Genomic DNA, 25,592 nt, shown 5'->3' on the forward strand with positions numbered 1-25,592 from the left:
CTGAGCCGACCGTTGCTCCCACCGCTGAGCCGACTGCGGAGCCTTCTGCTACTGCAGAACCTTCTGTCACCGCAGAACCGACTGCTGAGCCGACCGTGGAACCCTCTGCAACCGCTGAGCCCAGCGTGACCGCAGAACCCACCGCAGCACCTTCGGAAGAGCCCACCTCGCCGTCTCTGCCGACCGCATCCGTGGCTCCTTCTGTAGCCCCGAGTGCTTCTGCAACTCCGAGCGCATCGGTGAGCGCTTCCCCGACCGCGGTTCCGAGCGTTCCCGCTGTGACCCCCTCGGTGAGCGCGTCTGCATCCGCTAGCGCGTCTGCTTCTTCGAGCGCTTCTGCGAGCGCATCGAGCTCCGCAAGCAGCTCCAGCAGCGCATCGGTGACCGCATCGGCTAGCGAGTCTGCATCTGCGAGTGCATCCGCGTCCGCGAGCGCTTCCGCAAGTGAGTCTGCATCCGCGAGCGCTTCTGCTTCTGAGAGCAGCACCGCTGACCAGAACGCAGCCGGCCACAAGGGTGGCTCCAACGGCGGTTCTGACGCAGGTTCCGGCGCCTCCGACAACTTGGGTGTGAGCGGCTCCAACGGCGGTTCCTCTAACGGTGGTTCTTCCGCAGGTGGTTCCTCGACCTCCGGTAGCTCCTCCTCGAAGCTGGCACAGACCGGCGCATCCGGCGCTATGTTCGCAGCAGCAGCTGGTGCTATCACCCTGGCTGCAGGTACCGCACTGGTCGTGGCACGCCGCCGCAAGAGCTAAAATTTAGCCTTCGTGCAACACCCCGTTTCGTCACTCGTGTTCATGAGTGGGGAAGCGGGGTGTTCCTTTCATACAATGGAAATATGACTATTCTGAATGTAATCGCAACCTCGCACGGCACCGACTCGGTCGCCGGTCGCGAGGCTATTACGCTGATTCGTGAGCAGATCAAGTTCCTGCTCGCGCAGCGTAACGACGGCGTGGAGTACCGTATCCACGCCGCATATGTGGATGTGGAATCTCCCAGCGTTGATGATGCCGCAGCCTCTCTGCCCAATGATGAGCCCTGCGTGATCGTGCCGATTCTGCTGTCGACCGGTTTCCACACTCAGGTGGATTTGCGCCGTGCCGCACGCAATAGCGGTATTGAGCGTATTAGTATTGGCGAGTCTCTGGGCCCGGATGCGCGCCTTGCCGCACTGACCCGCGCCCGCTTGGAAGAGGCTGGTTGGACTCCCGGCGACGGCCCTGTTGTGCAGGGTGCTGCGGGTTCTTCTCGTGCTGATGGTCGCGCGGACATGAGCCGTGCCGCTGAGCTGCTGGCTGAGGAACTGAACACCCCGGTGCATCACGGCTTCGTTGCCGCTATCGATCCGAAGTTCCACGAGGTGGTTGCTGAGCATCAGCCTAAGTTTGCTGCAACCTACCTTCTAGCGGAGGGTTTCTTCGCCGGTAAGATGCGCCGTGATGCTGAGTCGACCGGTGTGCCGGTGAAGGTTGCCTCGCCGCTGGTGAACGCGCAGGGTGGTGCTTCTGCTGCCGTGGTGGCGGAGTGCTTTATTGACCGCATGGATGCCGCTATTGCCCAGCTGGATGCCGCCTAGATGACTTAAAATCAGGCTAGTGCGCTCGCTGTTCACTCACCTGATTCGGGGCTTCTGAAAATCCATACAAAAAACCTCGGGACGTTATGTTCCCGAGGTTTTTTGTGTTGCTGTGTTTGAGTTGTGAAGTGTGAGTGTTTAGGCGGTCTTGAGGTAGACGTCGCCGTCGCGGACCTCTACGGGGTAGACCTTGATGGAGTAGGAGGGGTCGGAGAGGCACTCGCCGGTGGTCAGGTCGTAGACCTCCTTGTAGAGGGGGGAGGTGATGGTGGGGTTGCCATTCTTCTCGCCGACGATGCCGCGTGCGAGGACCAGTGCCTGGCTGTGCGGGTCGAGGTGGTCGCTGGCGAAGATGCCGTGCTTGGTCTTGTAGATGGCGTACTGGTAGCCGTCGACCAGGGCGACTTCACCCCAGTTTTCTTCGAGGTCAGATTCGGCGCAGATGCGTACCCAGTTCTCAGCCATGGGGGTTTCCTTTCGAAGTGGTGGTCTGCGCCGCGCGGGGTGCAGGACACAATAGCGGTTCGTGTGTTCTTTGTTTGGAGTTTACCTTATGAAACCCACATTTGGAAATGGGGCACGCGGAGGGTGCTAAAGGTTATTTTTACCCTAAAAGATGATCTCAAATTTCATAGATTAGCCTTACCTAATTTAATTTCAGGTAAGGTAAGAATACCCTATTTCAGCCCGATATTCCGCGGATTTTTTAGAAAATTTTCCCAAAAAATGCGGATTTTCGATGCCTCGACCCCGCGCTAGAGTGTACGATAAAAGTCGTAGTTTAAAACGCCTTTTGACTGCCTGAAGAAAACAACATAATCCCACACAAAAATGTTTCGTAATTTTCAGATGCATTCTAAAGAAGCGGGTGCTTCAACTACTCGGTACGCATCAGGTACGAGCCCAACGGTACGGAAACTAGGAGTTCCAATGCTGGGCACGATCCAGTCGCACACTGAGGGTAGATAAGTGCCATGAACTACCTGCATTACAACTAGGAAGGAAAATCCATGTCGCACACTCCCCGCAACATTCTCGTTGTCGGCGCAGGCCCCGCTGCGTGGCGTTTTGTACGCGCGTACCACGAAGGCGCTGAAGCTGCCGGTCGCGCAGCGGACACCATCACCGTCCTCAACGACGAGCCCTACATCCCCTACGACCGCGTTGCTATCGAGAAGATTTTCAAGGACACCGAGAAGGACCTGACCCTCGGTGATCCCGAACTGTGGAATGCAGAGAACATCAACCTGGTCAACAACTGCCACGCAGAGAAGCTTGACCGCACCCGCCGCGTTGTTACCGACACCGAGGGCAACGAGTACCCCTATGACGTGCTGGTCTTCGCAACCGGTTCCCGCGCGGTTCGTATCCCCATTCTTAACTCGGACGCCGCACACGTCTTCCGCACCATTGACGACGTGAAGAACATGGTCTCCGAGGTCAAGCGCCTGCAGTCCACCCTCGGCCGCGCACCCCGCGGTGTCGTCGTCGGTGGCGGTCTGCTCGGCCTCGAAGCAGCTGAGGGTCTGAAGGACCTGGGCGCAGAGCCCACCATCCTGGACGTGGCACCCTGGCTCCTCTCCGTTGAGGTTGACCAGGGCGGCGGTTACGCCGTGAACGCCCAGATTAAGGCAACCGGCATTGACATTGAGACCGGCGTGTACATCTCCGGTATCAACAAGGACGCTGACGGCAACGTCGTCTCCGTCTCCATCGCAGATTCTCCTTCTGAGGATGCAGAAATCCGCACCCTGCCCGCCGACATGGTGGTCTTCGGTGCCGGTATTCGCCCCAACGACGAGCTGGCACGCGACGCCGACCTGGCACTGGGCGAGCGCGGCGGTATTCTCGTCAACGACGCATGCCACTCCTCCGACGAGCACATTTGGGCTATCGGTGAGGTCGCCTGCGTGCTGGGCCGCACCTGGGGTCTGGTCGCACCGGCTAACGCTATGGCTGATGCTGTGGCAGCTAACCTGCTCAACGACAACGAAGAAGCTCAGGTTGAAGAGTTCGACATCGCAACCAAGCTGAAGTTCTCCGGCGTTCAGGTGGCTGGCTTCGGTGACCGCCGCGGCACCACCGAGGGTTGCCTCGAGGTTCTGTTCGCAGACCCCGCACGCGGCATGTACCAGAAGATCGTGACTAGCGGCGACGCAAAGACCCTGCTCGGTGGCGTGTTCGTCGGTGACACCGCTCCCTTCGACTCCCTTAAGCCCCTGCTCGGCCGCGAACTGCCCGCTGAACCGAACGTTTACCTGACCGCAGCTGGCGGCGGCGACGGCATCCCCGACACCGAACTGCCCGACGACGCAATCCTGTGTTCCTGCAACAACATCAGCTTCGGTGCTGTCCGCGAGGCTATCGTTGACGGCAACCACGATGTTGCATCCCTGAAGTCCTGCACCACCGCGGGTACCCAGTGTGGTTCCTGTGTTCCGATGCTGCAGAAGACTCTGGAACAGCAGATGAAGAAGATGGGTCTGACCGTCTCCAAGGCACTGTGTGAGCACTTCGACTTCTCCCGTGCGGAGCTGGCTGAGGCTGTGCGCCTGACCAACCTGGACGACTTTGACTCCGTTCTGGCACGCTTCGGCCGCGGTGGCGACGGCTGTGCAATCTGTAAGCCGACCGTTGCGTCGATTCTCTCCTCCTTCCGCAACTCCTACGTCCTGGACGCAGGCCGCGGTGGTATTCAGGAGACCAACGACCGCGCACTGGCGAACATGCAGAAGAACGGTACCTACTCCGTCGTTCCGCGTATTCCTGCAGGTGAGATTCCCGCTAAGAAGCTGGGCGTCATCGCAGAGGTCGCTGAAGAGTTCGGTCTGTATGTGAAGATTACCGGTGCGCAGCGTATCGGTATGTTCGGTGCTCGCCTGGAGCAGCTGCCCTACATTTGGGAGCGCCTGGTGGATGCCGGCTTCGAATCCGGTCAGGCATACGGTAAGTCCCTGCGTAACGTGAAGTCCTGCATGGGTTCGACCTGGTGCCGCTTCGGTGTTCAGGACTCTACCGGCATGGCAATCCAGCTGGAGAACCGTTACCGCGGTCTGCGTTCCCCGCACAAGTTCAAGTTCGGCGTTTCCGGTTGTAACCGTGAATGTGCTGAGGCACAGGGCAAGGACGTTGGTCTGATTGCAACCACCAACGGCTGGAACCTGTACCTGGGCGGTAACGGTGGTGCAAACCCCGCTCACGGTCGCCTCTTCGTCAAGGACGCCTCCAGCGAGGACATCATCCGCTACATTGACCGCTACCTGATGTACTACATCCGTACCGCAGACAAGCTGCAGCGTACCGCTCGCTGGCTCGAGGATCTGGATGAGGAGCACGGCGACGGTCTGGCACACCTGCAGTCCGTCCTCATTGAGGACTCCCTGGGCGTGTGCGAGGACCTGGAGCGCGACATGCAGCGTCACGTTGACTCCTACGAGGACGAGTGGGCAGCAACCCTGCGCGACGAGCGCCGTCTGCGCCGCTTCCGCGCCTTCATCAACGAGCCCAACGGCAGCGACGAGGGTTCGCACCTGTATGTGCTGGAGCGCGAGCAGATTCGCCCCGCAACCCCCGAGGAAATTGCGGCGGCAGAAGCTGGCGAGTCCAACACCGTCCTGCTGACCGGTGCCAAGATTCCCGTGGGCAAGCCCAGTGACCTCAACCCGGTCCCGGCAGCGTAGTATGTGCCCGAAGATTCCTCCGTTCCCGCCCCGCGAGTTCGCCACTATTGACGAAATCCTCGCGGGCGGGGCGCCCGGGCACACCCTGGACGATAGCGTGACGGAACGCGGCATTCTTCTGCCCGGCGAGCCTGCTGAGAACCCCGGCAAGGTCTACATTGTGGGTGGCGGCCCCGGTGCCGCTGACCTGCTGACCCTGCGTGCGGCGCGTGCCCTGAGCGAGGCGGACGTGGTCCTTCTGGATCACCTCGCCCCGCAGGAGTACGGCGAGTACGCGCCGAACGCCCTCATCGTTGATGTGGGCAAGGTTCCCGGTAAGCACGCTGTTCCGCAGTCCCGCATTCAGCAGCTCATGATTGATTACGCGCTCTCGGGTAAGACCGTGGTGCGTTTGAAGGGCGGCGACCCGTACGTGTACGGTCGCGGCGCTGAAGAGCTGGATGCGTGCATCGCCGCTGGCCTGGAGGCCGAGGTTATCCCCGGCATTACCAGCGCTATTGCGGTTCCTGCGCGTGCGGCGATTCCGGTGACCCTGCGTAAGGTGTCCTCGATTTTCACCGTCATTTCTGGTCACTCCGGCCTGTCGGAGACCGAAGTTTCGGCGGTTGAGGCGACCCTGCGTGCACAGGGCACTGTGGTGCTGCTGATGGGCGTTCGCACTCTGCCCGATACGGTGGCGTCTCTGCTCTCTCGTGGGATTGAGGCTGACACGCCGCTGGCAACCATCGAGAACGGTTTCTCGGAGAAGGAGCGTGTGACTGTCACGACCCTTGAGAACGCTCAGGTGGATTGCGCATCGGTTAAGGCACCGGCTATTACCGTCATCGGTGAGGTCGTGCATTATGCTCGCGATAATCAGAACCGCTTTGTGAGCGAGGTTCACGAGCGTCTGCGTGAGCGTTCCACCTCCTAGAAGGCGGCGCGCCAGGTAGCTATGCGCTAGATAGTCCAGCTACGCGCCAGATAGTATTGCACAGCCCCGCATCCTTGGTTTTCCTAGTTGCCAAGGAGCGGGGCTGTTGCTGTGCCTGCTGGTATTGCTGTGCTGTAGTTGCCACCTGCCGGGCGCTGAGGCGCTCGCTGGCGCAGTAGCGGGGGAGCGCTGCGGTACAGAAGCACAGGAACATACGAAAGCGGGGCGGGTATCAGTTGATACCCGCCCCGCTTTCATCAGGGGCGCTGCGCTCAAATCCTAATCTTGGAGCTTAGAATCTCAGAGCCTAGACCTTGAAATCGCTGCTGCTACCGGAGCTAGAGCCACCGGAGCTGCCGGAGCCGCCACCGCTAGACTTGCTTGCAGAAGCAGAGGGACCCTCAAAGACCTTGCGGAATTGGTCGCTGTACTCCGACACGAAGTACTCGCGGCTGGTCACGCGCCACTTGCCCTCGGCGTACACCACGTAGATCACGACATCCAGGGTGCTTGCCTTCTGAACCTCACCCGTGCCCTTCTGGTAGATGGTGTATTCCTTGACGACATCCCGGCAGGGGAACGCCACAACAGCCAAATCGGAAGAGGCAAGAGCCTTCGCATCGAGATCGTCACGGATGCTCAGCTTACTCTCGTAGTCCTTAGTCCAACCACCCGCAGCGTAGAGCTTAGCAATAGCCTTCAGATTGTTGACCAGACCGCTGTCAGCGCCGTGGACCAGACCCTTGAGGTACTGCAGGTCGCCGTTGTACATCGCAGCAATGTACGCGCTCTGGTAAGCAGCCAGGGTCTTGTAGGCGCCCTCGAGACTGACGGTACGCTGAGCCACCGTATCAATGACCGGGATCGGGACGTTCTTCGCGGGGGAGGTGTCGGTCGGCTCAACATAGTGCGCAATGGCGGGCTTGTACTCGTACTTGACGTCGCCAATGTACTTCTTATAGTCCTTCAAGAACTCGTCGGACGGAATAATCTTCGCGCTACTACGGCTTGACGAGGACGAAGACGAAGCGGAGGCCGAAGCCGAGGCAGACTCAGAAGGCGAAGCCGACACAGACGCCGAGGGGGAGGCGGAGGCGCTCGGGGAGCCGGAGAAAGTGTCGCCGCTACCGGTGGGGCGAATATCCTTGTTGAAGGCGCATCCTGCCAGGGCGAAAGCGCCGGCGGTCAGACCGCCCAAGAGCGCGGCGCGGCGGGTCAATCCGTTTCGGTCGTTAGCAGAGAAGCTGGTGTGTGCACTCGGCCGGAAGGACATGGTATCTCCTGAAAGTGGTTGATCGAGGTAGCTCGCTTCACAACGCTGTGATGCGTACGAAAGGATCCGCCTCATCGTTTTTGTATTGTGTGCGGTACAGGGGGGGTACCGGGATACGGGTGTGCCGGAGCGTGAACTGCGGCGGTATGAAGTATCCACTTCTTACTATAGAAGACTGGTTTTAAAACTTCGTCAAAAAACCCTGAACATTGTCTTTAAGACGCAATAACCCAAAGTCGGTGAGGTGCAGGGGGTGTACCGTCACGACTTTGGGCTAGTGCGTATGAAATTGATGAAACGGGGCTAGTTTAGACCGCGCCGGACTATGCGCATGCAGATTTAGACCTTAGTGGAGCCTCGGCCCGAGGACGAAGAACCGCTAGAACCTGCGGAACTGGAACCTCCGGAGCCAGAAGAGTCGGAAGAGCCCTTGCCGCCATTCAGACGCTCGTTCAGATAATCGTTGCCGATTCGCCACCACTTACCCTCGGTGTAGAGCATCACGTGCGGAATGGCTACCTGAGTAATCGCCGGTATCTTGCGCTCGGTGCCGTCCGGCTGATGGATGGCGGTGGCAGAATACTTGGCGTCCATCATGATTTCTACGTAGCCGTCACCGTTCTTCAGGGCGGTTCGAGGCTCCGTATTCCGCATGGAAATGCTGCACGTGAAGTCCATGTACCAGCCGTTCTGCTCATACAGTTCCTTGACTGCTTTAACCTCGTCGATGGCGCTCTTGTCTGCCGGGTAGGTCAGCTCAATCGCCTGATCTGCATAGTGGCCATCCTTGAGCGCGGTGATCTGAGCACTGTAGTAGGCACGCAACGTCTCGTAGGCGCCCTGGAAGGTCGGGTCCTCACGGTGCGGAACGGTCTTGAGAGGCTTAGGTACGTTCTTCGCAGGGGAAGAATCCGTTGCGGGCTGGTACTCGCCCATGTATTCGCCGGTCAGCTTCAGAGGGCCGGGGTACTTCTGCCAGCCCTCGACCAGCGCATCCTCGGAGACGGGTACGCGTGCCGCACTGGACGAGCTGCTTGTGGCATTTGCTGAAGCACTTGCCGAAGCGCTCGCGGAGGAAGTAGCGGTAGCAGATGCCGAACTAGATGCAGAAGGTGAAGCGCTCGCGGAAGGGGCGGGGGAGCCTACCTTAGCTTTTGCCTCTTCGCTCAGTGGGCGAATATCGGAGGCGCAACCAGCCATGAGGGAAACCGCGCCACCGAGTAGCAGGGTGCGGCGGCTTAAGAGGCGGGAAGTAGCGGAACGGGTACTCGAAGAGCGGTCGGGTGAGAGCATCGGTGAACTCCTTGATTTTTTCCGAGGCAGGCTCGGGGCACCCGGCGGCGGGCGCGTGGTTGTATGGCGTGTTGGGCGAGGTCGTGAAAGGGGGTGAAACTTCGGGTAGGTGCCGCGGTTTCAGACCCTGTCCGGAAGTGACCTCGGGTGTACCTCACGCCGTGGGCTAGAGGTACTGGTGAACTCATCTTTGAGACTGCTGTGGTCGCGCCCCGGTGAGAGGGTAGATGTTATCGAATCATCATTGATGTGTTACACGATTCATTTTAGACTATTTTGAGCTCAAAATGCACGAAAAAGCACCTTAGTAATCCCTGAGAGCCTATGGGGCATTCAAGATATCAATCACTGTAAAGTATTACGGCTGCCCCCTGCTGGTGAGGAGTTATGTGATGGAGGCGACTACTTGGCGAGGGGGTTGCGCGCATGTCGAGCTAAGTGATTTCGGTCATATTTATGACTTGAAAAATAAAAGAGCTGCGCCTCAGTATTTCCAAAAGGCGGGGGAGAGGAGGGTGTTTAGTTTAATCTTCTGACCGTAAGGAAGTCTTCAATAGTCCAGAAGAAATACCCGATTCAATAAGGGGAAACCCGCTCGGCAATCCCCAAATATGCACTCTATTCACCCGCTATGCATTGCTGAACCATCCGGAAAAACCGGTTCCCACACGGAATACTGAGGGGATGAAAACTTGCAGAGGTGAATATCTAGTGGAATTACATCGGTGTTCACCCCATATCTTGTGGTTGTACCGACACTAATCCCGCAGGCTCCCTTGAAAAAATTGAAACCCACTTAAAGCAACACGCAAGGAATGTAAAAACATACATCCTTAAACACGCCCGAGTGCGGGGTGGGGCAAGACCCCTTAAGCCCCCTACTCGCTCTAGATATCGCCGAACGAAGAACCATTCTGTTTTGCGCCTCCAGTATCGGTGCATTAGAAAAGTGCTGTTCAAACCCACACCCCGCGGGGTTGCATACAGACACAAAAGCCACATAAACTATTAGTGTTTGCAACGACCCGGCCATCACCGGCGAGCAATTCGGAAGAACGGACCGCACCTGCGGACACCCGCCAATCGCTGCGGCGAGGGTGTCTTAGCGGAAGAGATGTAGTCCCAGTAGAACCGGACGGTTAAGCCCGATATAGCTGTAATAAGCGACTGATACCCGCCCAACGCGCCGCTCTTCCGGTGGCTAGGTATCGCGGACATACACCGCGACGCCACGTAGCCCCGGGAGGGTTCGGTGCGTTGAGCTGTTAAATCAGTAAGCAAGGTGGTACCGCGCCGCATCCCGACCCCCGGCACAACCCGGGCAAGTCAGCGATGCCCAGGCGTCCTTGCACCCGTCATGTCAATCCTCACCCGCTGAAACGGTGGGACGACGAGTGCTACGTACCCTGTCGCCCCAACCTCTCAGCGTTGAGAACAACAGATAAGGGCGCACAAACACATGTCCCATGTTTACCCCAAGGCGAGCGCCTTCGAAGCCGCAGGAAGCGGCGTCACCGCATCGCCCAAGTTCCCCGCACTCGAAGAGGCAGTCCTCGACTACTGGAAGAAGGACAACACCTTCTCCGCATCCGTCGAGAACCGCCCCGCAGGCGAAAACGGCGAAAACGAATTCGTCTTCTACGACGGCCCTCCCTTCGCTAACGGCCTGCCCCACTACGGCCACCTGCTCACCGGCTACGCCAAGGACCTCGTCGCGCGCTACCAGACCCAGCGCGGCCACAAGGTAGAACGCCGCTTCGGCTGGGACACCCACGGCCTGCCCGCAGAACTCGAGGCAATGAAGCAGCTCGGCATGACCGACAAGCGCGAAATCCTCGAAATGGGCATCGACAACTTCAACGACGCTGCCCGCGCATCCGTGCTCAAGTACACCAACGAGTGGGAAAAGTACGTCACCCGCCAGGCACGCTGGGTCGACTTCGAAAACGACTACAAGACCCTGAACGTCGAGTACATGGAGTCCGTCATCTGGGCGTTCAAGCGCCTCTACGACAAGGGCCTGACCTACCAGGGCTTCCGCGTGCTGCCCTACTGCTGGAAGGACGAGACTCCCCTCTCCAACCACGAGCTGCGCATGGACGACGACGTGTACAAGGACCGCCAGGACCAGACCGTCACCGTCGCATTCCGCCTCACCGCAGACACCGCCCTCGGCGCTGACGAGAAGGTCGCCGCAGAACTCGACGGCGTCGAAGCACTCGCATGGACCACCACCCCCTGGACCCTGCCCACCAACCAGGCACTCGCCGTCGGACCCGAGATCGAATACTCCGTCGTACCCGGCGCAGGCAAGTTCGAGGGTCGCTCCTTCCTGCTCGCCTCCGAGCTGCTCGGCTCCTACGCCAAGGACCTCGGCTACGAAGGCGACCAGCCCGAAAAGGACGCAGACGCAGCCGTCACCGCACGCTACACCGGCTCCCAGCTCGAGCACGTGCGCTACACCCCGCTCTGGGACTACTTCGCAGACGCCGAAAAGTGGGGCACCGAAACCTCCTGGCAGATCCTCGTCGCCGACTACGTCACCACCGGTGACGGTACCGGCATCGTCCACCAGGCACCCGCCTACGGTGAAGACGACCAGAAGGTCTGTGAAGGTTACGGCATCCCCGTGATCCTCTCCCTCGACGAAGGCGCAAAGTTCCTGAACCTCTTCGCCGAGCCTACCGCCTCCGGCTCCACCGCCTTGGCTGAAATCGCGGGCGTGCAGGCATTCGACGCGAACCGCACCATCATCAACGCCCTCAAGGCAGACGATGTGCTGATCCGCGAGAAGTCCTACGTGCACTCCTACCCGCACTGCTGGCGCTGCCGCACCCCGCTCATCTACCGTGCAATCACCTCCTGGTACGTGAAGGTCACCGACTTCAAGGACCGCATGTACGAGCTGAACAAGCAGATCAACTGGATCCCGGAAAACGTGAAGTACGGCCAGTTCGGCAAGTGGGTTGAGAACGCACGCGACTGGTCCATCTCCCGTAACCGCTTCTGGGGCTCCCCGATCCCCGTGTGGGTTTCGGACGACCCGAACTACCCGCGCATGGACGTGTACGGCTCCCTCGAAGAGCTCAAGGCAGACTTCGGCCGCCTGCCCCTGAACAAGGACGGCGAACCCGACCTGCACCGCCCGTACATTGACGAGCTGACCCGCCCGAACCCAGACGACCCGACCGGTAAGTCCACCATGCGTCGCGTGGAAGACGTGCTCGACGTCTGGTTCGACTCCGGCTCCATGCCCTACGCACAGGTGCACTACCCCTTCGAGAACCAGGAATGGTTCGAGAACCACTACCCGGCAGACTTCATCGTCGAGTACATCGGTCAGACCCGCGGCTGGTTCTACGTGCTGCACGTACTGGCGACCGCACTCTTCGACCGCCCCGCGTTCAAGAACGTCATCAGCCACGGTATTGTGCTCGGCTCGGACGGTCAGAAGATGTCCAAGTCCCTGCGTAACTACCCGGACGTCTCCGAGGTCCTCGACCGCGACGGCTCCGATGCAATGCGCTGGTTCCTGATGTCCTCGCCGATTCTGCGCGGCGGCAACCTGATCGTGACCGAACAGGGCATCCGTGAGGGTGTTCGCCAGGTCATGCTGCCGCTGTGGAACGTCTACCACTTCTTCGCCCTGTACGCTAACGCCGCCAACAACGGCGAAGGCTACAGCGCAAAGCTCAAGTACGACTCGCAGCACGTGATGGACCGCTTCATCCTCGGCAAGACCCGCGAACTCATCGAGCAGGTCACCGCAGCGATGGACTCCTACGACATCTGGAACGCCTGCGAATCCCTGCGCCAATACGCCGACGCACTGACCAACTGGTACGTGCGCCGCTCCCGCGAGCGCTTCTTCAACGAAGATACCGACGCATTCGACACCCTCTACACCGCACTGGTGACCGTGTCGAAGGTCGCCGCATCCCTGCTGCCGCTCAGCAGCGAGGAAATCTACCGCGGCCTCACCGGTGAACGCTCCGTGCACCTGGCTGACTGGCCCGAGGCATCCGCCTTCGCTGACGAGTCCGACCTGCTGGCTCTTATGCAGACCGTGCGTGAGGTCTGCTCCGCCGGTTCGGCACTGCGCAAGGAAAAGAAGATCCGCGTGCGCCAGCCGCTGCAGAAGATGACCGTGGCGATCGCACCCGAGCAGTTCGCAGCCCTGGGCACCGCTTTCGGTGAGAAGGGCGCGGAGTACTTCGCGAACATCGTCGAGGACGAGCTGAACCTGCGCCAGGTGGAGCTGGTCAGCGCCGACACCGTCGACCCCGCCGACTACGGCATCTCCCAGCAGCTGAAGGTCAACGCACGTGCGGCAGGTCCGCGCCTGGGCAAGCAGGTGCAGGTTGCCATTAAGGCATCCAAGTCCGGTGACTGGACCGTGACCGAGGACGGTACCGTCCTGGTCGGCGTGGCAGCTCTGGACGGCGGCCTGGCTCTGGAAGAGGGCGAATACGAGCTGGCAACCGTGGTTGCCGCTGACGCTGAGGGTGCTGAGCACACTGCGGCTGCGGTTCTGCCCGGCGGCTTCCTGGTCCTCAACATTGAGCTGACCGACGAGCTGGTAGCCGAGGGTATCGCCCGCGACACCATCCGCGCTATTCAGCAGGCACGTAAGGACGCCGACCTGAACGTTGCGGACCGCATCAACCTGAGCATCGCGGCACCGGAGGAAACTCTGGCAGCTCTGCGCACCAACGAAGCACTGGTGACCGGTGAAACCCTCGCCGTGTCCCTGCAGCTGAGCGAAGCAGCCGAGCTGAGCATTAGCGTAGCCAAGGCATAAAACGCCTGAACCGTACGGCCGTCCCGTCCCTTGATTGGGCGGGGCGGCCCGTCGTCTATCCCGCCGCACGGCGGAGACTCGGCCGGTGCCGCAACCGGCTATCCCAGTGAGGAGAACAATGAGCGAGAAGAATTACCCCGCAATTCCCGATCCCGAGGGCGTGGAGCGGGTCTACGGCGAGCTGCTGGCGCGCGCCCCCGAAAATAAGATGGCCCCGCGCCTGGACGCTGTGGCGCGCGCCGTCGAAATCCTCGGCGACGTGCACCGTGCCGCGCCGGTCATCCACATCACCGGCACGAACGGTAAGACCAGCACCGCCCGCATGATTGAGGCGCTGCTGCTCGGCCACGACCTGCGTGTGGGCCGCTTTACCAGCCCGCACCTCGAAAGCGTCACCGAACGTATCTGCATTAACGGCGCGCCCGTACCGGACGCCACCTTCGTGCGCATTTGGGAGGAAATTGCCCCCTACCTGCAGATTGTGGACGCGGAGATGACCTCCCGCGGCGAGCCCGCCCTGACCTTCTTCGAGTCCGTTACCGTGCTCGCCTTCGCGATTTTCGCGGATGAGCCGGTGGACGTGGTGGTGCTCGAGGTCGGTATCGGCGGCACCTGGGACTCCACGAACGTTGCCGACGGCGTGGTTTCCGTGGTCACCCCGATCGGTCTGGACCACACCGACATGCTGGGCGAAACCCTCGCCGAGATTGCGACCGAAAAGTCCGGCATTATCAAGCCCGGCGGCTTCTTGATTTCTGCGGTACAGGACCCGGAAGCGGCGGACGTGCTGCTCGCCTCCGCCCGCGAGAAGGAAGCATCCTTCGCCTTTGAGGGCGTGGAGTTCGGCGTTGTCTCCCGTGAGCTTGCGGTCGGCGGTCAGCTGCTGACCCTGCGCGGACTGGCGGGCGAGTACCCGGATGTGCCGCTGTCCCTGCACGGTGCGCATCAGGCGCAGAACGCCGTGGTGGCTCTCGCCGCCGTGGAGGCGTTCTTCGGCGGTCAGCGTCAGCTGCCCGAGGACGTGGTGCGTACCGCGTTTGAGACGGTGCGCTCGCCGGGCCGTCTGGAGGTTGTGCGCACCGAGCCGCTGACCATCCTGGATGCGGGCCACAACCCGCACGGCGTGCGTGCGTCCGCGGCTGCGCTGACCGAGGCGTTCAAGCTGTCGCACCTGCATTCCGTGGTCGGTATTTTGGGTGAGAAGGATGCTCTGGGCATGTTTGAGACCATGCGCGAAGAGTACGTTGACGCTTCTGACGGTACCTTCCGCCTGTACCTGGCGGCGTCGGATTCGCCGCGTGCGATTGCGCCGGAGCGTCTGCACGAGCTGGCGCTGGATGCGGGTCTGGATGAAGACTCGATTGAGGTGTTTGAGCACCTGGACGAGGCGATTGCCACCGCCATGGAGAACGCCCTCTTTGAGCAGGAGTCGGCGGGCGTGCTGATTACCGGTTCGATTACGGTCATTGGTGAGGCGCGTACCCTGCTGGCGGCGCATGAGGAGGCGAAGACCCCCGGCGCTGAGGCTGAAGAGCTGCCGGATGAGCTGGGCGCCGAGGGTGCCTATGCGGGTTCTGCGGGTGCGGCGTCGGCTTCGACTCTGGCTGCCGCGGCGGCTGCGGCTGCCTCTGCTGAGCCGGATGAGCTGCTGGACGGCATCATGGCTGAGCTGGGTGGCGAGTCTGCGGCGGGTTCTTCGCTGGAGGATTCGCTGGGTCTGCCGCTGGGCGATTCGTACACCGATGATTTCTTCGGTGATGATGATTCCGAGGACGATGCGGATCACTAAGGCGACCCGTTGAGGTTGCAGAGATGAGGCGGGGTGCCGCCCTCCGGTTGGTTGTACTGGCTGGGGGAGTGGCACCCCGTTTTTTCGCGCCTCTGCCCTCGTGCTCCCACTCGAACGCATGATTTCTCACGTGTTCCCATGGGCTCTCATCTAACCCCAATCGTGCGAGTTTGACCGGCATCATCCGCTCTCACCCATCCAAAAAATCGAAAAGAACGAAAATTTGTGGGCACCGGGGCGCAAAACCGGGCGCGCCTTGGCGTCACGGTGCTATATTCGCTGAGGCGCCGGCCCCAACGCCTGAGGCCGCACCAACACACCCGCACACATACGCATACCAGCGACGGTATGCCACATAGTGAAAGGCACCCATCATGCCCGCACCCTTCACCGATTTGATTGGCACCGATTCGTTCACCGAGTCCCTACGCCAGGAGAACCTCGACACCTGGCTTGCCGCCACGAATCACCGCTTTGTTGCTGAGCTTTTTGACGGCTCGATTGCCCCGCAGGTCATGGCGGGGTACCTGGTGCAGGACTACCGCTTCCTCGATACCTTCCTCGCCCTGATTGGTGGCGCGATTGCTAACGCTGATACTCTCGCGGGTCGCCTGCGCTTGGCGCAGTTTGCCGGCGAGATTGCGGGCGATGAGAACACTTACTTCCTGCGTTGTTTTGAGACTCTGGGCGTGACCGAACATCAGCGTGACTCCATGCCCGATACGGAGGCGACCACCGGCTTCAAGCGTCTCTTCCTCGACGCGGCGGCTAGCGGCAGCTACGCGGCGATCCTGTCGGTGCTGGTGGTTTGCGAGGGCCTGTACCTGGATTGGGCGTCGAAGGCTCCCGCCAAGCGTCCCGAATCGTTTGTGCACCACGAGTGGATTACCCTGCACGACTACCCGGAGTTCCGTGAGCTGGTTGATTTCCTGCGCCGCGAACTGGACCGTGTGGGCCCGTCGGATGCGCAGCGTGCCCGCGAGTTCTTTAGCCGCGCGGTGGAGCTGGAGCAGCTGTTCTTTGACGAGTCGTACACCCACCCGCTGCCCTAACGCACTGCCCTCACGTGCCGTCTGTGCGCTCCACGGTAGTTGCCGTGGGAGCCGCCGCGCGTCGATGAGGCGAATGCCATAGAAAACATGCGCACCATGCCCCGGAAGGTCCCGCCCGCCGCTACGTTGCGGGCTCCTTCCGGGGCTTTTGTGTTTAAGGTACGTCACAAAAATGCGCCTATTTGCATGATTTGAGGCGTCATATAGTAAATGTAGAAGCTAATGGCGTGCTATTGAGCAATGTGAGAGGCTAGGATAAATGGGGTACTGCTTCCGGGGTGCTGGCTATGCCGCGCCGGTGAGTACCACCGTAAAACACTATCTAAAGGAGTCGTATGAGTACCGCCGCATCGAGTACTACCGAGCCCGTCCACGCTGAGGCTGAGAACGAAGCGCAGCACGGGCATGCGGGAACCCCGGGCGGCTACTCAGACCGACAGCTCGGATTCTGGCTGGTTGGCGCCGGCCTGATTGCACTCATTTCTTCAGCGATTCTGGTGTATGAGCGGCTGCAGATTTACATTGATGCCGGCCACTCCACGGTCTGCGATATTAACGCCCTGCTCAGCTGCGGCACGGTGATGCGCACCCCTCAGGCGGAAGCGTTCGGCTTCCCGAACCCGTTCATTGGTCTGGTGGGCTTTTCGATTGTGGTGACTATCGGTGCCGCGATTATGGCGGGCGCACAGTTTAAGAAGTGGTTCTGGGTGTGCATGAACATTGGTTTGGCGGCGGCGACCGCATTCATTATGTGGCTGTGGTACCAGACGACGTTCCAGATCAACGCCCTGTGCCTGTTCTGCATGATCGTGTGGGTTATGACCATCACGCTTTTTGTGAAGACCACGGTCCGCAATATTTCGGCGGGTGTTATTCCGGCGTCGCAGTCGATGCGTGAGAGCGCGCGCGGCTGGTCGTGGTTTGCGATTAGCCTGTGGCTGATCCTGATTTTCGGCATCATCGTGATCCGCTTCTTTGAGGTCATTGTGAATATGATGCGCTAAGCATTTGAGGGCTGATGCCCCGAACATGCAACGCCCCGGTGCCTGTTGGTGCCGGGGCGTTGTTGCGTCTGCGGGTGGGTGAGGCTGCGCAGAATATGCCGGGCTGGGGCGCTGGGCTGGGGCGCCGGGTAGTGGGGAGGCGCCGGTGACCCGAGCCGTGAAGTCAGCGGGGAGCCGGCGCGGGTGCGTATAATGGTCAGGTATATTCTTGAGCGGCGTCAGCCGCAGCCGTCCGCGGGGTTTGCCTGCGGCGTTGACTGCCTGCCGTTCTGCTGGACACTAGATTCTTGATACCCCTTCGAGGAGAACCGTGAAGACTGCCGGAATTGCCGCAATGGGCGCTGCTGCTGTTATTTTTCTGACTGCCCTGCTGTTGCTGACTGCCGGTCACTTCTCGCTGCTGTGGGTGATTCTGCTGGTTGTTTCTCCGTTTGTTTTCATTCTGGGCGTTCCGTTTGCGACCGGTTCCGGTCCGGAGTACCTGCCGACCGACCCGAAGCTTGCTCAGCAGGCTCGTGAGGCGCGCGATGCGGAACTGGGTCTGGACTAGCCCCTCCTCTGAAAGTTTTTTGAAGCCGGGTGTGCGTAGTGGTACGCCCGGCTTTGCCGTACCCGCTAGACGGCCGCCGCAGTGTGCCCGCAGTAATGTGCCCACGCATCCGGCTGGGGAGGAGTGGTACCCAGATAGGGTGCCGGGGTGGCTTAGAGGTACCCTCTACCGGGTATAATGGAACACGGTGTCTTGTGCGCCCCGCACGCGCATAAAGATCCCCACCAACGCATCGAGGGAGAGTACCCGAAGAGCGCCGGCTATAAGCCGCGGAGCATAACTGTCGCACCGCGCGGGCCGCCCGCCTCGGCGAAGAAACCCGAAGACCGGCAGGGCACCCAGGAAGGGTGTGAGCGTGCCGTGCTCGAGAGCGAGGTGGCTGTGACCGTCGCGGCGCGCTCTGCGTTCCGCCCGCTCGCCCCCTACGGCAGAAGCACTGAACGAGATAGTGCCCGGTAGCGCCGATGAACGCGTGCCGTAGGGTGAGGCTTGAGCCGCGGTGACAGCAACTAGGCTTTGCGCTGTATGCGCGCTGTTAAAATCCTTGCGGTGCGGAGCAGGGTGTAACGAAAGAAGATTAATGTCTGACGAGAAGAACGTCGAACTTGGGGTTTTTGAGGCGCTGAACGCCCTCGCGGAGGAGAAGAACGCCTCTGCAGAGACCCGTGAAACTCTGCGTAAGAATGTTCGTGAGAGCTCTGACGCCCAGCAGGGTACTGAGCGCCGCCGTCCGGGTCGCCCGAAGAAGGAGAAGGCTCCTGAGGTTCCCCTGGATGAGGCGATTGCTACTGGCCTGACCAACCTGCGTAACGCTAAGGCTAAGCACGCGCCGGCACCGAAGGTTGCGGCTCCCGCTGTATCTGAGACCGAGGTTGCTTCTACTCTGAATAGCCTGTTTGAGGTTGCTGAGAAGAAGGCGGCTGAGCCTGCTGTCGTGGAGAAGGCCGCTAAGGTCGAGACCGTTGAGAAGACCGCGAAGGTGGAGGAAGTTGTTGCCCCCGCCGCTGAGTCTGCTGAGCCGGTTGCTGAGAAGAAGGTGGCTGAGCCCACTGCCGAGTCTGCCGTTGAGGTGAAGGAAGAGACCGCCAAGGTTGAGGTCGTAACCCCCGCAAAGGCTGAGGAAGCTGAGAAGACCGAGGCTGCCGTTGAAGCTCCTGTTGCTGAAGATACTGAGCAGAAGGCTGAAGAGGCTGCCGCTGAGCAGCCCGCTGAGGCTACTGCGGTTGCTGAGGAATCCGCATCCGAAGAAGCTGCACCTGAGGCTTCCGCCACAGAAGAGCCCGCAGCTGAGGAACCCACCGCCGAGGAGCCCGAAGTAGCTCCCGAACCCGTCAAGACCATTAGCGACCTGCAGCGCGAGAAGCTGCAGGAGCTGCGCTCGCGTACCCCCATGGGTGCGATGCCGCTGTTCATGGCACCCGAGCCGGAGGAGCTGAGCGAGCTCGCTGTTGCCGCCAAGCTGGAGCGTGAGGCACGCCGCGCCGCTGCCGAGGAGCAGAAGCGTAAGGAGCGTATGGAGCGCCGCCGCGAGGAGGCTGCCGCTGAGGCTGAGGTGACGAGCCACCGTCGCCGTCGCCGTCGCCGCGGTACCGAAGATATTGAGATTGAGGGCGGCGTTGATGACGACGTTGAGACCGTCACCAAGGTGCGTGCGCCGCGCCTGGCTGACTCTCACGCATCCAACACTGTGACCGGTGTGCGCGGTTCTACCCGCCTGGAGGCGAAGCGTGTGCGCCGCCGCGAGTCCCGCTCCCTGGGCCGCCGCCGCCACATCGTGACTGAGGCTGAGTTCCTGGCTCGCCGCGAGTCTGTGGACCGGCAGATGCTGGTTCGTCAGAAGGACGGCCGCATCCAGATTGGTGTGCTTGAGGACGGCGTGCTGGCTGAGCACTTCGTGTCCAAGACCCAGCAGGATTCGCTGATTGGCAACGTATACCTGGGTAAGGTTCAGAACGTCCTGCCGTCCATGGAAGCTGCGTTCGTTGACATTGGACGCGGCCGCAACGCTGTGCTGTACGCGGGCGAGGTCAACTGGGATGTCACCGGTCTGGACGGTGCGCCCCGCAAGATTGAGAACGCCCTGAAGCCCGGTGATTCGGTTCTGGTGCAGGTCACCAAGGACCCGATCGGTCACAAGGGTGCCCGCCTGACCAGCCAGGTTTCTCTGCCCGGCCGCTTCCTGGTGTATGTGCCGGGTGGTTCGATGACCGGTATTTCCCGTAAGCTGCCCGACACCGAGCGTGCTCGCCTGAAGAAGATTCTGAAGGACAAGCTGCCCGAGGGTGCTGGCGTGATTGTTCGTACCGCGGCGGAGGGTGCTTCTGAGGAGGAGCTGACCCACGACATTAACCGTCTGCGTGCGCAGTGGGAAGAGATTCAGGAGAAGGCTAACTCCCGCAAGGTGCTGGCTCCGGAGATGCTCTACCAGGAGCCCGACCTGATGATTAAGACCGTGCGTGACGTCTTCAACGAGGACTTCACCGCGATGATCGTTCAGGGCGAGAACGCGTGGGATTCCATCGAGGCGTACGTGACGTACGTGGCGCCGGACTTGGTCTCCCGCCTGCAGCAGTGGGACGGCGATGACGACCTCTTCGACCACTACCGCATCAACGAGCAGCTGGCGAAGGCACTGGACCGTAAGGTGTACCTGCCTTCGGGTGGTTCGCTGGTGATTGACCGTACTGAAGCCATGACCGTGGTGGATGTGAACACCGGTAAGTTCACCGGTAGCGGCGGCAACCTTGAAGAGACTGTCACCAAGAACAACCTGGAAGCTGCTGAGGAGATTGTCCGTCAGCTGCGTCTGCGCGATATCGGCGGCATTATCGTCATTGACTTCATTGACATGGTGCTTGAGTCGAACCGTGACCTGGTTCTGCGTCGCCTGATTGAGTGCCTGGGCCGTGACCGTACCAAGCATCAGGTGGCTGAGGTGACTTCGCTGGGTCTGGTTCAGATGACCCGTAAGCGCCTGGGTACCGGTCTGCTTGAGGTCTTCTCGGAGCCCTGTGAGCATTGTGCCGGTCGTGGCCTGGTGGTTCACGATCAGCCGCTGAGCGGTCGTAGCGGTGGCGCGTCGGATTACATCCACCGCCATGAGCGTAATGACCGTAAGCGTAGCCGTGCCGCTGCCCGCGAGGATTCTCGTGACCAGCAGAAGCAGGATGCTCTGGAGTCGAAGAAGGCTGAGCGCCGTAACGCTATGGCTGCGGTGGCTGCCGCATCCGCTCAGAGCGAGGACGTTTCGGAGGAGACTGCTTCGACCCGCAAGAAGCGTAAGCGCCGCAAGCGTTCGCGCCGCGCAGAGACCGCTGAGCTTTCGCTTGAGCAGGAGATTCAGGGTATTGCTGAGGCTGCCAGCGAGCAGGCTCACGCGGAGGTTGCTCAGCGTGAGGACAAGGTCGCTGAGGTCACCGAGGGCAACTGGATCGGCGAGCAGGGCGGCTTCTCCCTGGAGCAGCTGGCGAGCGCGTTTGACCGCGTGGAAGAGTCCGCTGAGGATTCCTCGAAGGACTCTGAACAGGAGCGTTCGGAGGATCGTTCTGAGGAGCGTCGTTCGTCCAAGCGTGGCGAGAAGAAGTCTTCTCGTAACCGTAAGCGCCGCGAGCTGACCGATGCGGATATCGCCGCTGTGGAGGATTCCGGCGCGGGTGCGCTGGAGGACGAGCACCACGTTGACCCGGAGCTTGACCCGCGCTTTAGCCGCTCCTCGGATCGTTTTGAGGCGATTCGCGCCGGTGAGGCGAAGGCTCGTGCTTCTCAGAAGGCTGGCCGTCTTGCCCGCGCTGAGGGTGAGTCGTTCCGTTCGGGCCGTGAGGATCGTTCGGAGGAGCGTCGTTCGTCCAAGCGCCAGGACCGCGAGCAGCAGAACGCTGAGGTAAACTCGGGTGTGCAGAAGGCTCAGGAGTCCAAGCGTGTTGAGCGTGAGGACCTGCGCATTGAGGATGTTCGCGAGACTCCGCGTGCGTCCCGCCGCCGTGCTCGTCGCGCCGCTGATGAGAAGCGCGCCGAGAAGGCAGCTGAGCAGAGCGTGGCATCCGAGCAGGCACCCGCAAAGGCTGATAAGATTGAGAAGTCTGAGTCTCGCCCGGTTGTGACCGGCGTGATTGGTGCTCCGGCGGTGACCGGTGTGGTGGGCGCAGCTCCCGCAGCGGTTGAGGCTCCGGTTGAGGATCAGACGCCTGCGGCTCAGGTGCCCGGTTCGACCCCGCGTAAGCGTCGCACTCGCCGTGCGGCTTCGAGCGCCGGTGCCGGTGCTCAGGTCGTGACCGTGGACGCTTCCGAGCGTGCTGAGGGTTCCGTGGTTGCTTCCGCTTCTGTTGCGGATGTGGCTCCGGTGGCTGATGACGCTTCGGCTCCTGTCTTGTTCGGCATTGGCGTTGCTGCTGCCGACATTAAGCGTGAAGGTAAGGACGATTAGTCTTTAGCTTCCGATCATCGGAATTCCGATGGTGTGTGTATATGAGATAGCCTCGGTAGGGCGAGCCGGAACTTCCCTACCGAGGCTATTTTTTTCTGTGCGTGTGCTGCGTCATTTTAAAGGCGCTACTAAGAGTGCGGTGCAGTATTAGAGGAGCATCACGTGGTGTCTGCGGATAATCCGTGAAACTATCTATTGCGCGGCGCGTAGATCATGCCGTATCCTTAAGGACTGGTGTTTATCTCAGTGAAGCCCTATCGACGCAGGGCCAGCGGGAGACACCGCTCCCACCCGCATCGTCTTCGGCGTGGTCGAATAATCGGCTGAGTCGAAACGTGCGGGAGAGAGACACCACCGGTGAGCCTCGCGTGTTGGCTTCGGCGGGCAATCCCGTCGGAACTCACGGGCCGTTCCTCCTTGCTCGCGGTCATTCGACCGGCGGGGGAGGGCGCACAGCAATGAAAGCGCAGGCTGCTCATTCGTGTGAGATCCAAGAAGCAAGTTGTCGAGAAAAGTGAGTCCCATAGTGGCATACGCGATTGTACGCGCTGGCGGCCGCCAGGAGAAGGTTTCCGTAGGCGACCTCGTTACCCTTGACCGTGTTGCAGGCGAGCCCGGCAGCACCATCGAGCTGCCCGTGCTGCTGCTCGTCGACGGTGACAAGGTCACCGCTGATGCAAAGTCCCTGGCTTCCGCCAAGGTTGTTGCTGAGAAGGTTGAGGACCTGCGCGGTCCGAAGATCGTTATTCAGAAGTACAAGAACAAGACCGGTTACAAGAAGCGTCAGGGCTTCCGCGCCGAGCTGACCACCGTCAAGATTACCGCTATCAACGCGTAATCGAAACGACCGGAATTCAAACCCTAAGGTAGGAATACAGAATGGCACACAAGAAGGGCGCAAGCTCCACCCGTAACGGCCGTGACTCGAACCCCCAGTACCTCGGTGTTAAGCGCTACGGCGGCCAGTCCGTCAACGCAGGCGAGATTCTCGTTCGCCAGCGCGGCACCCACTTCCACCCCGGCCTGAACGTTGGCCGCGGTGGCGACGACACCCTGTTCGCTCTGGCAGCAGGCACCGTCGAATTCGGTACCCGCAAGGGCCGCAAGGTCGTTAACATCCTGGCAGCAGCTGAGTAATACTCACCGCTAGGGCAGAGGGGGTAGGCGTTAGTCTACCCCCTCTCGCTATGACCTCGAATGCCGTGGACGCCTGTGCTGGGCTCCACGATGAGGCGCACCCCAACCCGGTCGCGCCTGCCGCCGCATCCGCAGCATGATTGGTGTGTGCCGTGCGGTGGCGAAGTGAAGATTTTCCAAGATAAGGAGAACCCGTGGCAGAATTCGTGGACCGCGTGGTCTTGCATGTATCTGGCGGTCGCGGAGGTAACGGCTGCGTCTCCGTGCGACGTGAAAAGTTTAAGCCCCTGGGCGGCCCTAACGGCGGTAACGGTGGTAATGGTGGCGCGGTGATTCTGCGCGTGGATAACCAGACCACGACCCTGCTGGAGTACCACCACAGCCCGCACCAGCACGCCCCGAATGGCGATATTGGTCGTGGCGATATGCACCACGGCTTTAACGGTGAGGACCTGGTTCTGACCGTGCCGCAGGGTACTGTGGTGAAGGACCGCGAGGGTAATGTTTTGGCTGACCTGCTGCGTGTGGGCGACGAGTATGTTGCTGCCCGTGGCGGTATGGGCGGTCTGGGTAACGCTGCGTTGGCTTCGGCTAAGCGTAAGGCTCCCGGTTTTGCTCTGCTGGGCACCCCCGGTGAAGAGGCTGATATTGTTCTGGAGCTCAAGTCCATTGCGGATGTGGCTCTGGTGGGTTACCCGTCGGCGGGTAAGTCTTCGTTGATTGCTGCGATTTCTGCGGCGCGTCCGAAGATTGCTGACTACCCGTTCACCACTTTGATCCCGAACCTGGGTGTGGTGCAGGCGGGCGATGTTCGCTACACCGTTGCGGATGTTCCGGGTCTGATTGAGGGCGCTTCGGAGGGCCGCGGTCTGGGTCACCGCTTCCTGCGCCATGTGGAGCGTTCTTCGGCTCTGGTGCATGTGATTGACTGCGCTACTTTGGAGCCGGGCCGCGACCCGATCAGTGACTTTGAGGTAATCCGTGGCGAGCTGCAGAACTACGAGGTTGACCCGACTGCGGGTGTGACCGTGCCGCTGCATGAGCGTCCGCAGATTGTGGTGCTCAATAAGATTGACGTTCCTGAGGCTCGTGAGCTGGCTGAGTTTGTTCGCCCCGAGTTTGAGGAGATGGGCTTCAAGGTCTTCGAGATTTCGACTGCTTCCCATGAGGGTCTGAAGTCCCTGATCTTTGCGATGGCAAAGCTCGTGGAGGAGGACCGCGTGGCTCGTGCCGCTGCCGAGAAGGAAGCGGAGCGCGTGGTCGTTGAGGCTCCTGTGGTTCGCCCGAAGGGCTTCCGCGGTAAGAAGAAGCAGGAGTTCACTATTCGCCGCGAGGAACGTAACCTTGAGCCGCTGTTCCGCGTGATTGGTGAGAAGCCTGAGCGTTGGATTCAGCAGACTGACTTCAATAATGATGAGGCTGTCGGCTACCTGGCGGACCGTCTGGCGCGCCTGGGCGTTGAGGATGAGCTGTTCAAGGCTGGTGCTCGTGCCGGTGACGCCGTGGTGATTGGCGAGAACGACAACTCGGTGATCTTCGATTGGGAGCCGACCATGGTCGGTGGCGCTGAGCTGCTGTCCTCCCCGCGTGGTACGGACGCTCGTCTGGAAGAGATTATTCGCCCGACTCGTGCGCAGAAGCGTGTGGAGTACAAGGAGCGTATGGATGCGAAGGCGGAGGCTCGTGCCGAGCTGGAGTCCGAGCGTGTTGCAGGCGTATGGACCGAGTCGGTTGAGTACCGTAAGAAGTTGAAGGAAGGCAAGGTCGACGAGAATATCGACATGCCGAACATTGACGACTAGTAGCTGAAGCGTAGCTGTTGCCTAGACAGCTGTTTCATAGACAGTGAATGGTGCCGCGTACCGGGGTTCGCTCCGGTGCGCGGCGCTTTCTTGTGTGCGGTGCTTTCTCGTAGGTTCTGTGGTTGCCGCTCGCGCCGGATGTGCGTGTCGGAACACGCGGGTGAGCCTGCGGTCGGGCGTGCTGGCTGGGTATTCCACTGGCGGCTTAGCTCACCCCCGTCATTTCGGTTTTTTTGACCGTAAGCAGGTAGCATAGAGGGGAATGTACGCGGGCACCATTTTCGGTGTTGCGTGCC

At 60.7% G+C, this 25,592-nt stretch carries 16 protein-coding genes; 13 read left to right on the top strand and 3 right to left on the bottom strand.

From position 1 onward, the window contains the following. Together HMPREF2919_RS04310 and HMPREF2919_RS04315 are read left to right on the top strand one after the other, a co-directional pair. The coding region (locus HMPREF2919_RS04310; RefSeq protein ID WP_049355181.1) for an LPXTG cell wall anchor domain-containing protein at positions 1-755 on the top strand (755 nt) is incomplete at its 5' end. Positions 756-838: 83 nt separating this feature from the next. Then, positions 839-1,579 carry a sirohydrochlorin chelatase gene (locus HMPREF2919_RS04315; RefSeq protein ID WP_065423850.1) on the top strand — a complete coding sequence of 247 codons (741 nt, stop codon included), beginning with the start codon at positions 839-841 and terminating at the stop codon, positions 1,577-1,579. A 138-nt stretch (positions 1,580-1,717) separates the two neighbouring features. Here HMPREF2919_RS04315 and nirD read toward each other — a convergent pair whose 3' ends face one another. Beyond that, entirely contained in the window at positions 1,718-2,044 is a 327-nt protein-coding gene (gene nirD, locus HMPREF2919_RS04320) for a nitrite reductase small subunit NirD (RefSeq protein WP_060824684.1), read from the bottom strand. A gap of 545 nt (positions 2,045-2,589) precedes the next feature. Between nirD and nirB the strand changes: the two genes are divergently transcribed. Beyond that, positions 2,590-5,259: a nitrite reductase large subunit NirB gene (gene nirB, locus HMPREF2919_RS04325; RefSeq protein ID WP_070666403.1), complete on the top strand. Its 2,670-nt coding sequence runs from the start codon at positions 2,590-2,592 to the stop codon at positions 5,257-5,259. Between the two features lies 1 nt (position 5,260). After that, on the top strand, positions 5,261-6,172 hold the full coding sequence (cobA, locus tag HMPREF2919_RS04330) for a uroporphyrinogen-III C-methyltransferase (RefSeq protein ID WP_049356776.1): 912 nt from the start codon (positions 5,261-5,263) through the stop codon (positions 6,170-6,172). 307 nt (positions 6,173-6,479) lie between these two features. Here cobA and HMPREF2919_RS04335 read toward each other — a convergent pair whose 3' ends face one another. Together HMPREF2919_RS04335 and HMPREF2919_RS04340 are read right to left on the bottom strand one after the other, a co-directional pair. Then, positions 6,480-7,445: a DUF6318 family protein gene (locus HMPREF2919_RS04335; RefSeq protein ID WP_070666407.1), complete on the bottom strand. Its 966-nt coding sequence runs from the start codon at positions 7,443-7,445 to the stop codon at positions 6,480-6,482. 339 nt (positions 7,446-7,784) lie between these two features. Further along, positions 7,785-8,738: a DUF6318 family protein gene (locus HMPREF2919_RS04340; RefSeq protein WP_070666410.1), complete on the bottom strand. Its 954-nt coding sequence runs from the start codon at positions 8,736-8,738 to the stop codon at positions 7,785-7,787. Between the two features lie 1,459 nt (positions 8,739-10,197). Between HMPREF2919_RS04340 and ileS the strand changes: the two genes are divergently transcribed. The 9 genes from ileS to obgE all read left to right on the top strand — a co-directional run bounded on the left by ileS (position 10,198) and on the right by obgE (position 25,296). Further along, entirely contained in the window at positions 10,198-13,539 is a 3,342-nt protein-coding gene (ileS, locus tag HMPREF2919_RS04345) for an isoleucine--tRNA ligase (RefSeq protein WP_070633991.1), read from the top strand. A gap of 118 nt (positions 13,540-13,657) precedes the next feature. Beyond that, positions 13,658-15,328 (top strand): bifunctional folylpolyglutamate synthase/dihydrofolate synthase, encoded by a 1,671-nt coding sequence (locus HMPREF2919_RS04350; protein ID WP_070633992.1) that lies wholly within the window; start codon positions 13,658-13,660, stop codon positions 15,326-15,328. A 374-nt stretch (positions 15,329-15,702) separates the two neighbouring features. Then, positions 15,703-16,380 (top strand): TenA family protein, encoded by a 678-nt coding sequence (locus HMPREF2919_RS04355; RefSeq protein ID WP_049350103.1) that lies wholly within the window; start codon positions 15,703-15,705, stop codon positions 16,378-16,380. A gap of 335 nt (positions 16,381-16,715) precedes the next feature. Next, entirely contained in the window at positions 16,716-17,384 is a 669-nt protein-coding gene (locus HMPREF2919_RS04360; protein ID WP_070633993.1) for a vitamin K epoxide reductase family protein, read from the top strand. Positions 17,385-17,694: 310 nt separating this feature from the next. Next, a complete protein-coding gene (locus HMPREF2919_RS04365) occupies positions 17,695-17,934 on the top strand; it encodes a hypothetical protein (RefSeq protein ID WP_005505761.1) in 240 nt (79 codons plus the stop codon). Between the two features lie 580 nt (positions 17,935-18,514). Beyond that, positions 18,515-22,357 carry an Rne/Rng family ribonuclease gene (locus HMPREF2919_RS04375; protein WP_070666413.1) on the top strand — a complete coding sequence of 1,281 codons (3,843 nt, stop codon included), beginning with the start codon at positions 18,515-18,517 and terminating at the stop codon, positions 22,355-22,357. A gap of 526 nt (positions 22,358-22,883) precedes the next feature. Continuing rightward, complete coding sequence (gene rplU / locus HMPREF2919_RS04380) at positions 22,884-23,195, top strand: 50S ribosomal protein L21 (RefSeq protein ID WP_005505764.1); 312 nt, start codon at positions 22,884-22,886, stop codon at positions 23,193-23,195. A gap of 41 nt (positions 23,196-23,236) precedes the next feature. Further along, complete coding sequence (gene rpmA, locus HMPREF2919_RS04385) at positions 23,237-23,494, top strand: 50S ribosomal protein L27 (protein ID WP_005505766.1); 258 nt, start codon at positions 23,237-23,239, stop codon at positions 23,492-23,494. Positions 23,495-23,688: 194 nt separating this feature from the next. Next, on the top strand, positions 23,689-25,296 hold the full coding sequence (obgE, locus tag HMPREF2919_RS04390; protein WP_005507851.1) for a GTPase ObgE: 1,608 nt from the start codon (positions 23,689-23,691) through the stop codon (positions 25,294-25,296). Positions 25,297-25,592 lie beyond the last annotated feature (296 nt).

The sequence above is a fragment of the Rothia sp. HMSC068E02 genome (genome assembly GCF_001813565.1).
Classification (GTDB): Bacteria; Actinomycetota; Actinomycetes; order Actinomycetales; family Micrococcaceae; genus Rothia.

Coding starts and splice junctions, on each gene's coding strand:
- HMPREF2919_RS04315 (WP_065423850.1), top strand. CDS start 839: ATGACTATTCTGAATGTAATCGCAACCTCGCACGGCACCGACTCGGTC.
- nirD (WP_060824684.1), bottom strand. CDS start 2,044: ATGGCTGAGAACTGGGTACGCATCTGCGCCGAATCTGACCTCGAAGAA.
- nirB (WP_070666403.1), top strand. CDS start 2,590: ATGTCGCACACTCCCCGCAACATTCTCGTTGTCGGCGCAGGCCCCGCT.
- cobA (WP_049356776.1), top strand. CDS start 5,261: ATGTGCCCGAAGATTCCTCCGTTCCCGCCCCGCGAGTTCGCCACTATT.
- HMPREF2919_RS04335 (WP_070666407.1), bottom strand. CDS start 7,445: ATGTCCTTCCGGCCGAGTGCACACACCAGCTTCTCTGCTAACGACCGA.
- HMPREF2919_RS04340 (WP_070666410.1), bottom strand. CDS start 8,738: ATGCTCTCACCCGACCGCTCTTCGAGTACCCGTTCCGCTACTTCCCGC.
- ileS (WP_070633991.1), top strand. CDS start 10,198: ATGTCCCATGTTTACCCCAAGGCGAGCGCCTTCGAAGCCGCAGGAAGC.
- HMPREF2919_RS04350 (WP_070633992.1), top strand. CDS start 13,658: ATGAGCGAGAAGAATTACCCCGCAATTCCCGATCCCGAGGGCGTGGAG.
- HMPREF2919_RS04355 (WP_049350103.1), top strand. CDS start 15,703: ATGCCCGCACCCTTCACCGATTTGATTGGCACCGATTCGTTCACCGAG.
- HMPREF2919_RS04360 (WP_070633993.1), top strand. CDS start 16,716: ATGAGTACCGCCGCATCGAGTACTACCGAGCCCGTCCACGCTGAGGCT.
- HMPREF2919_RS04375 (WP_070666413.1), top strand. CDS start 18,515: ATGTCTGACGAGAAGAACGTCGAACTTGGGGTTTTTGAGGCGCTGAAC.
- rpmA (WP_005505766.1), top strand. CDS start 23,237: ATGGCACACAAGAAGGGCGCAAGCTCCACCCGTAACGGCCGTGACTCG.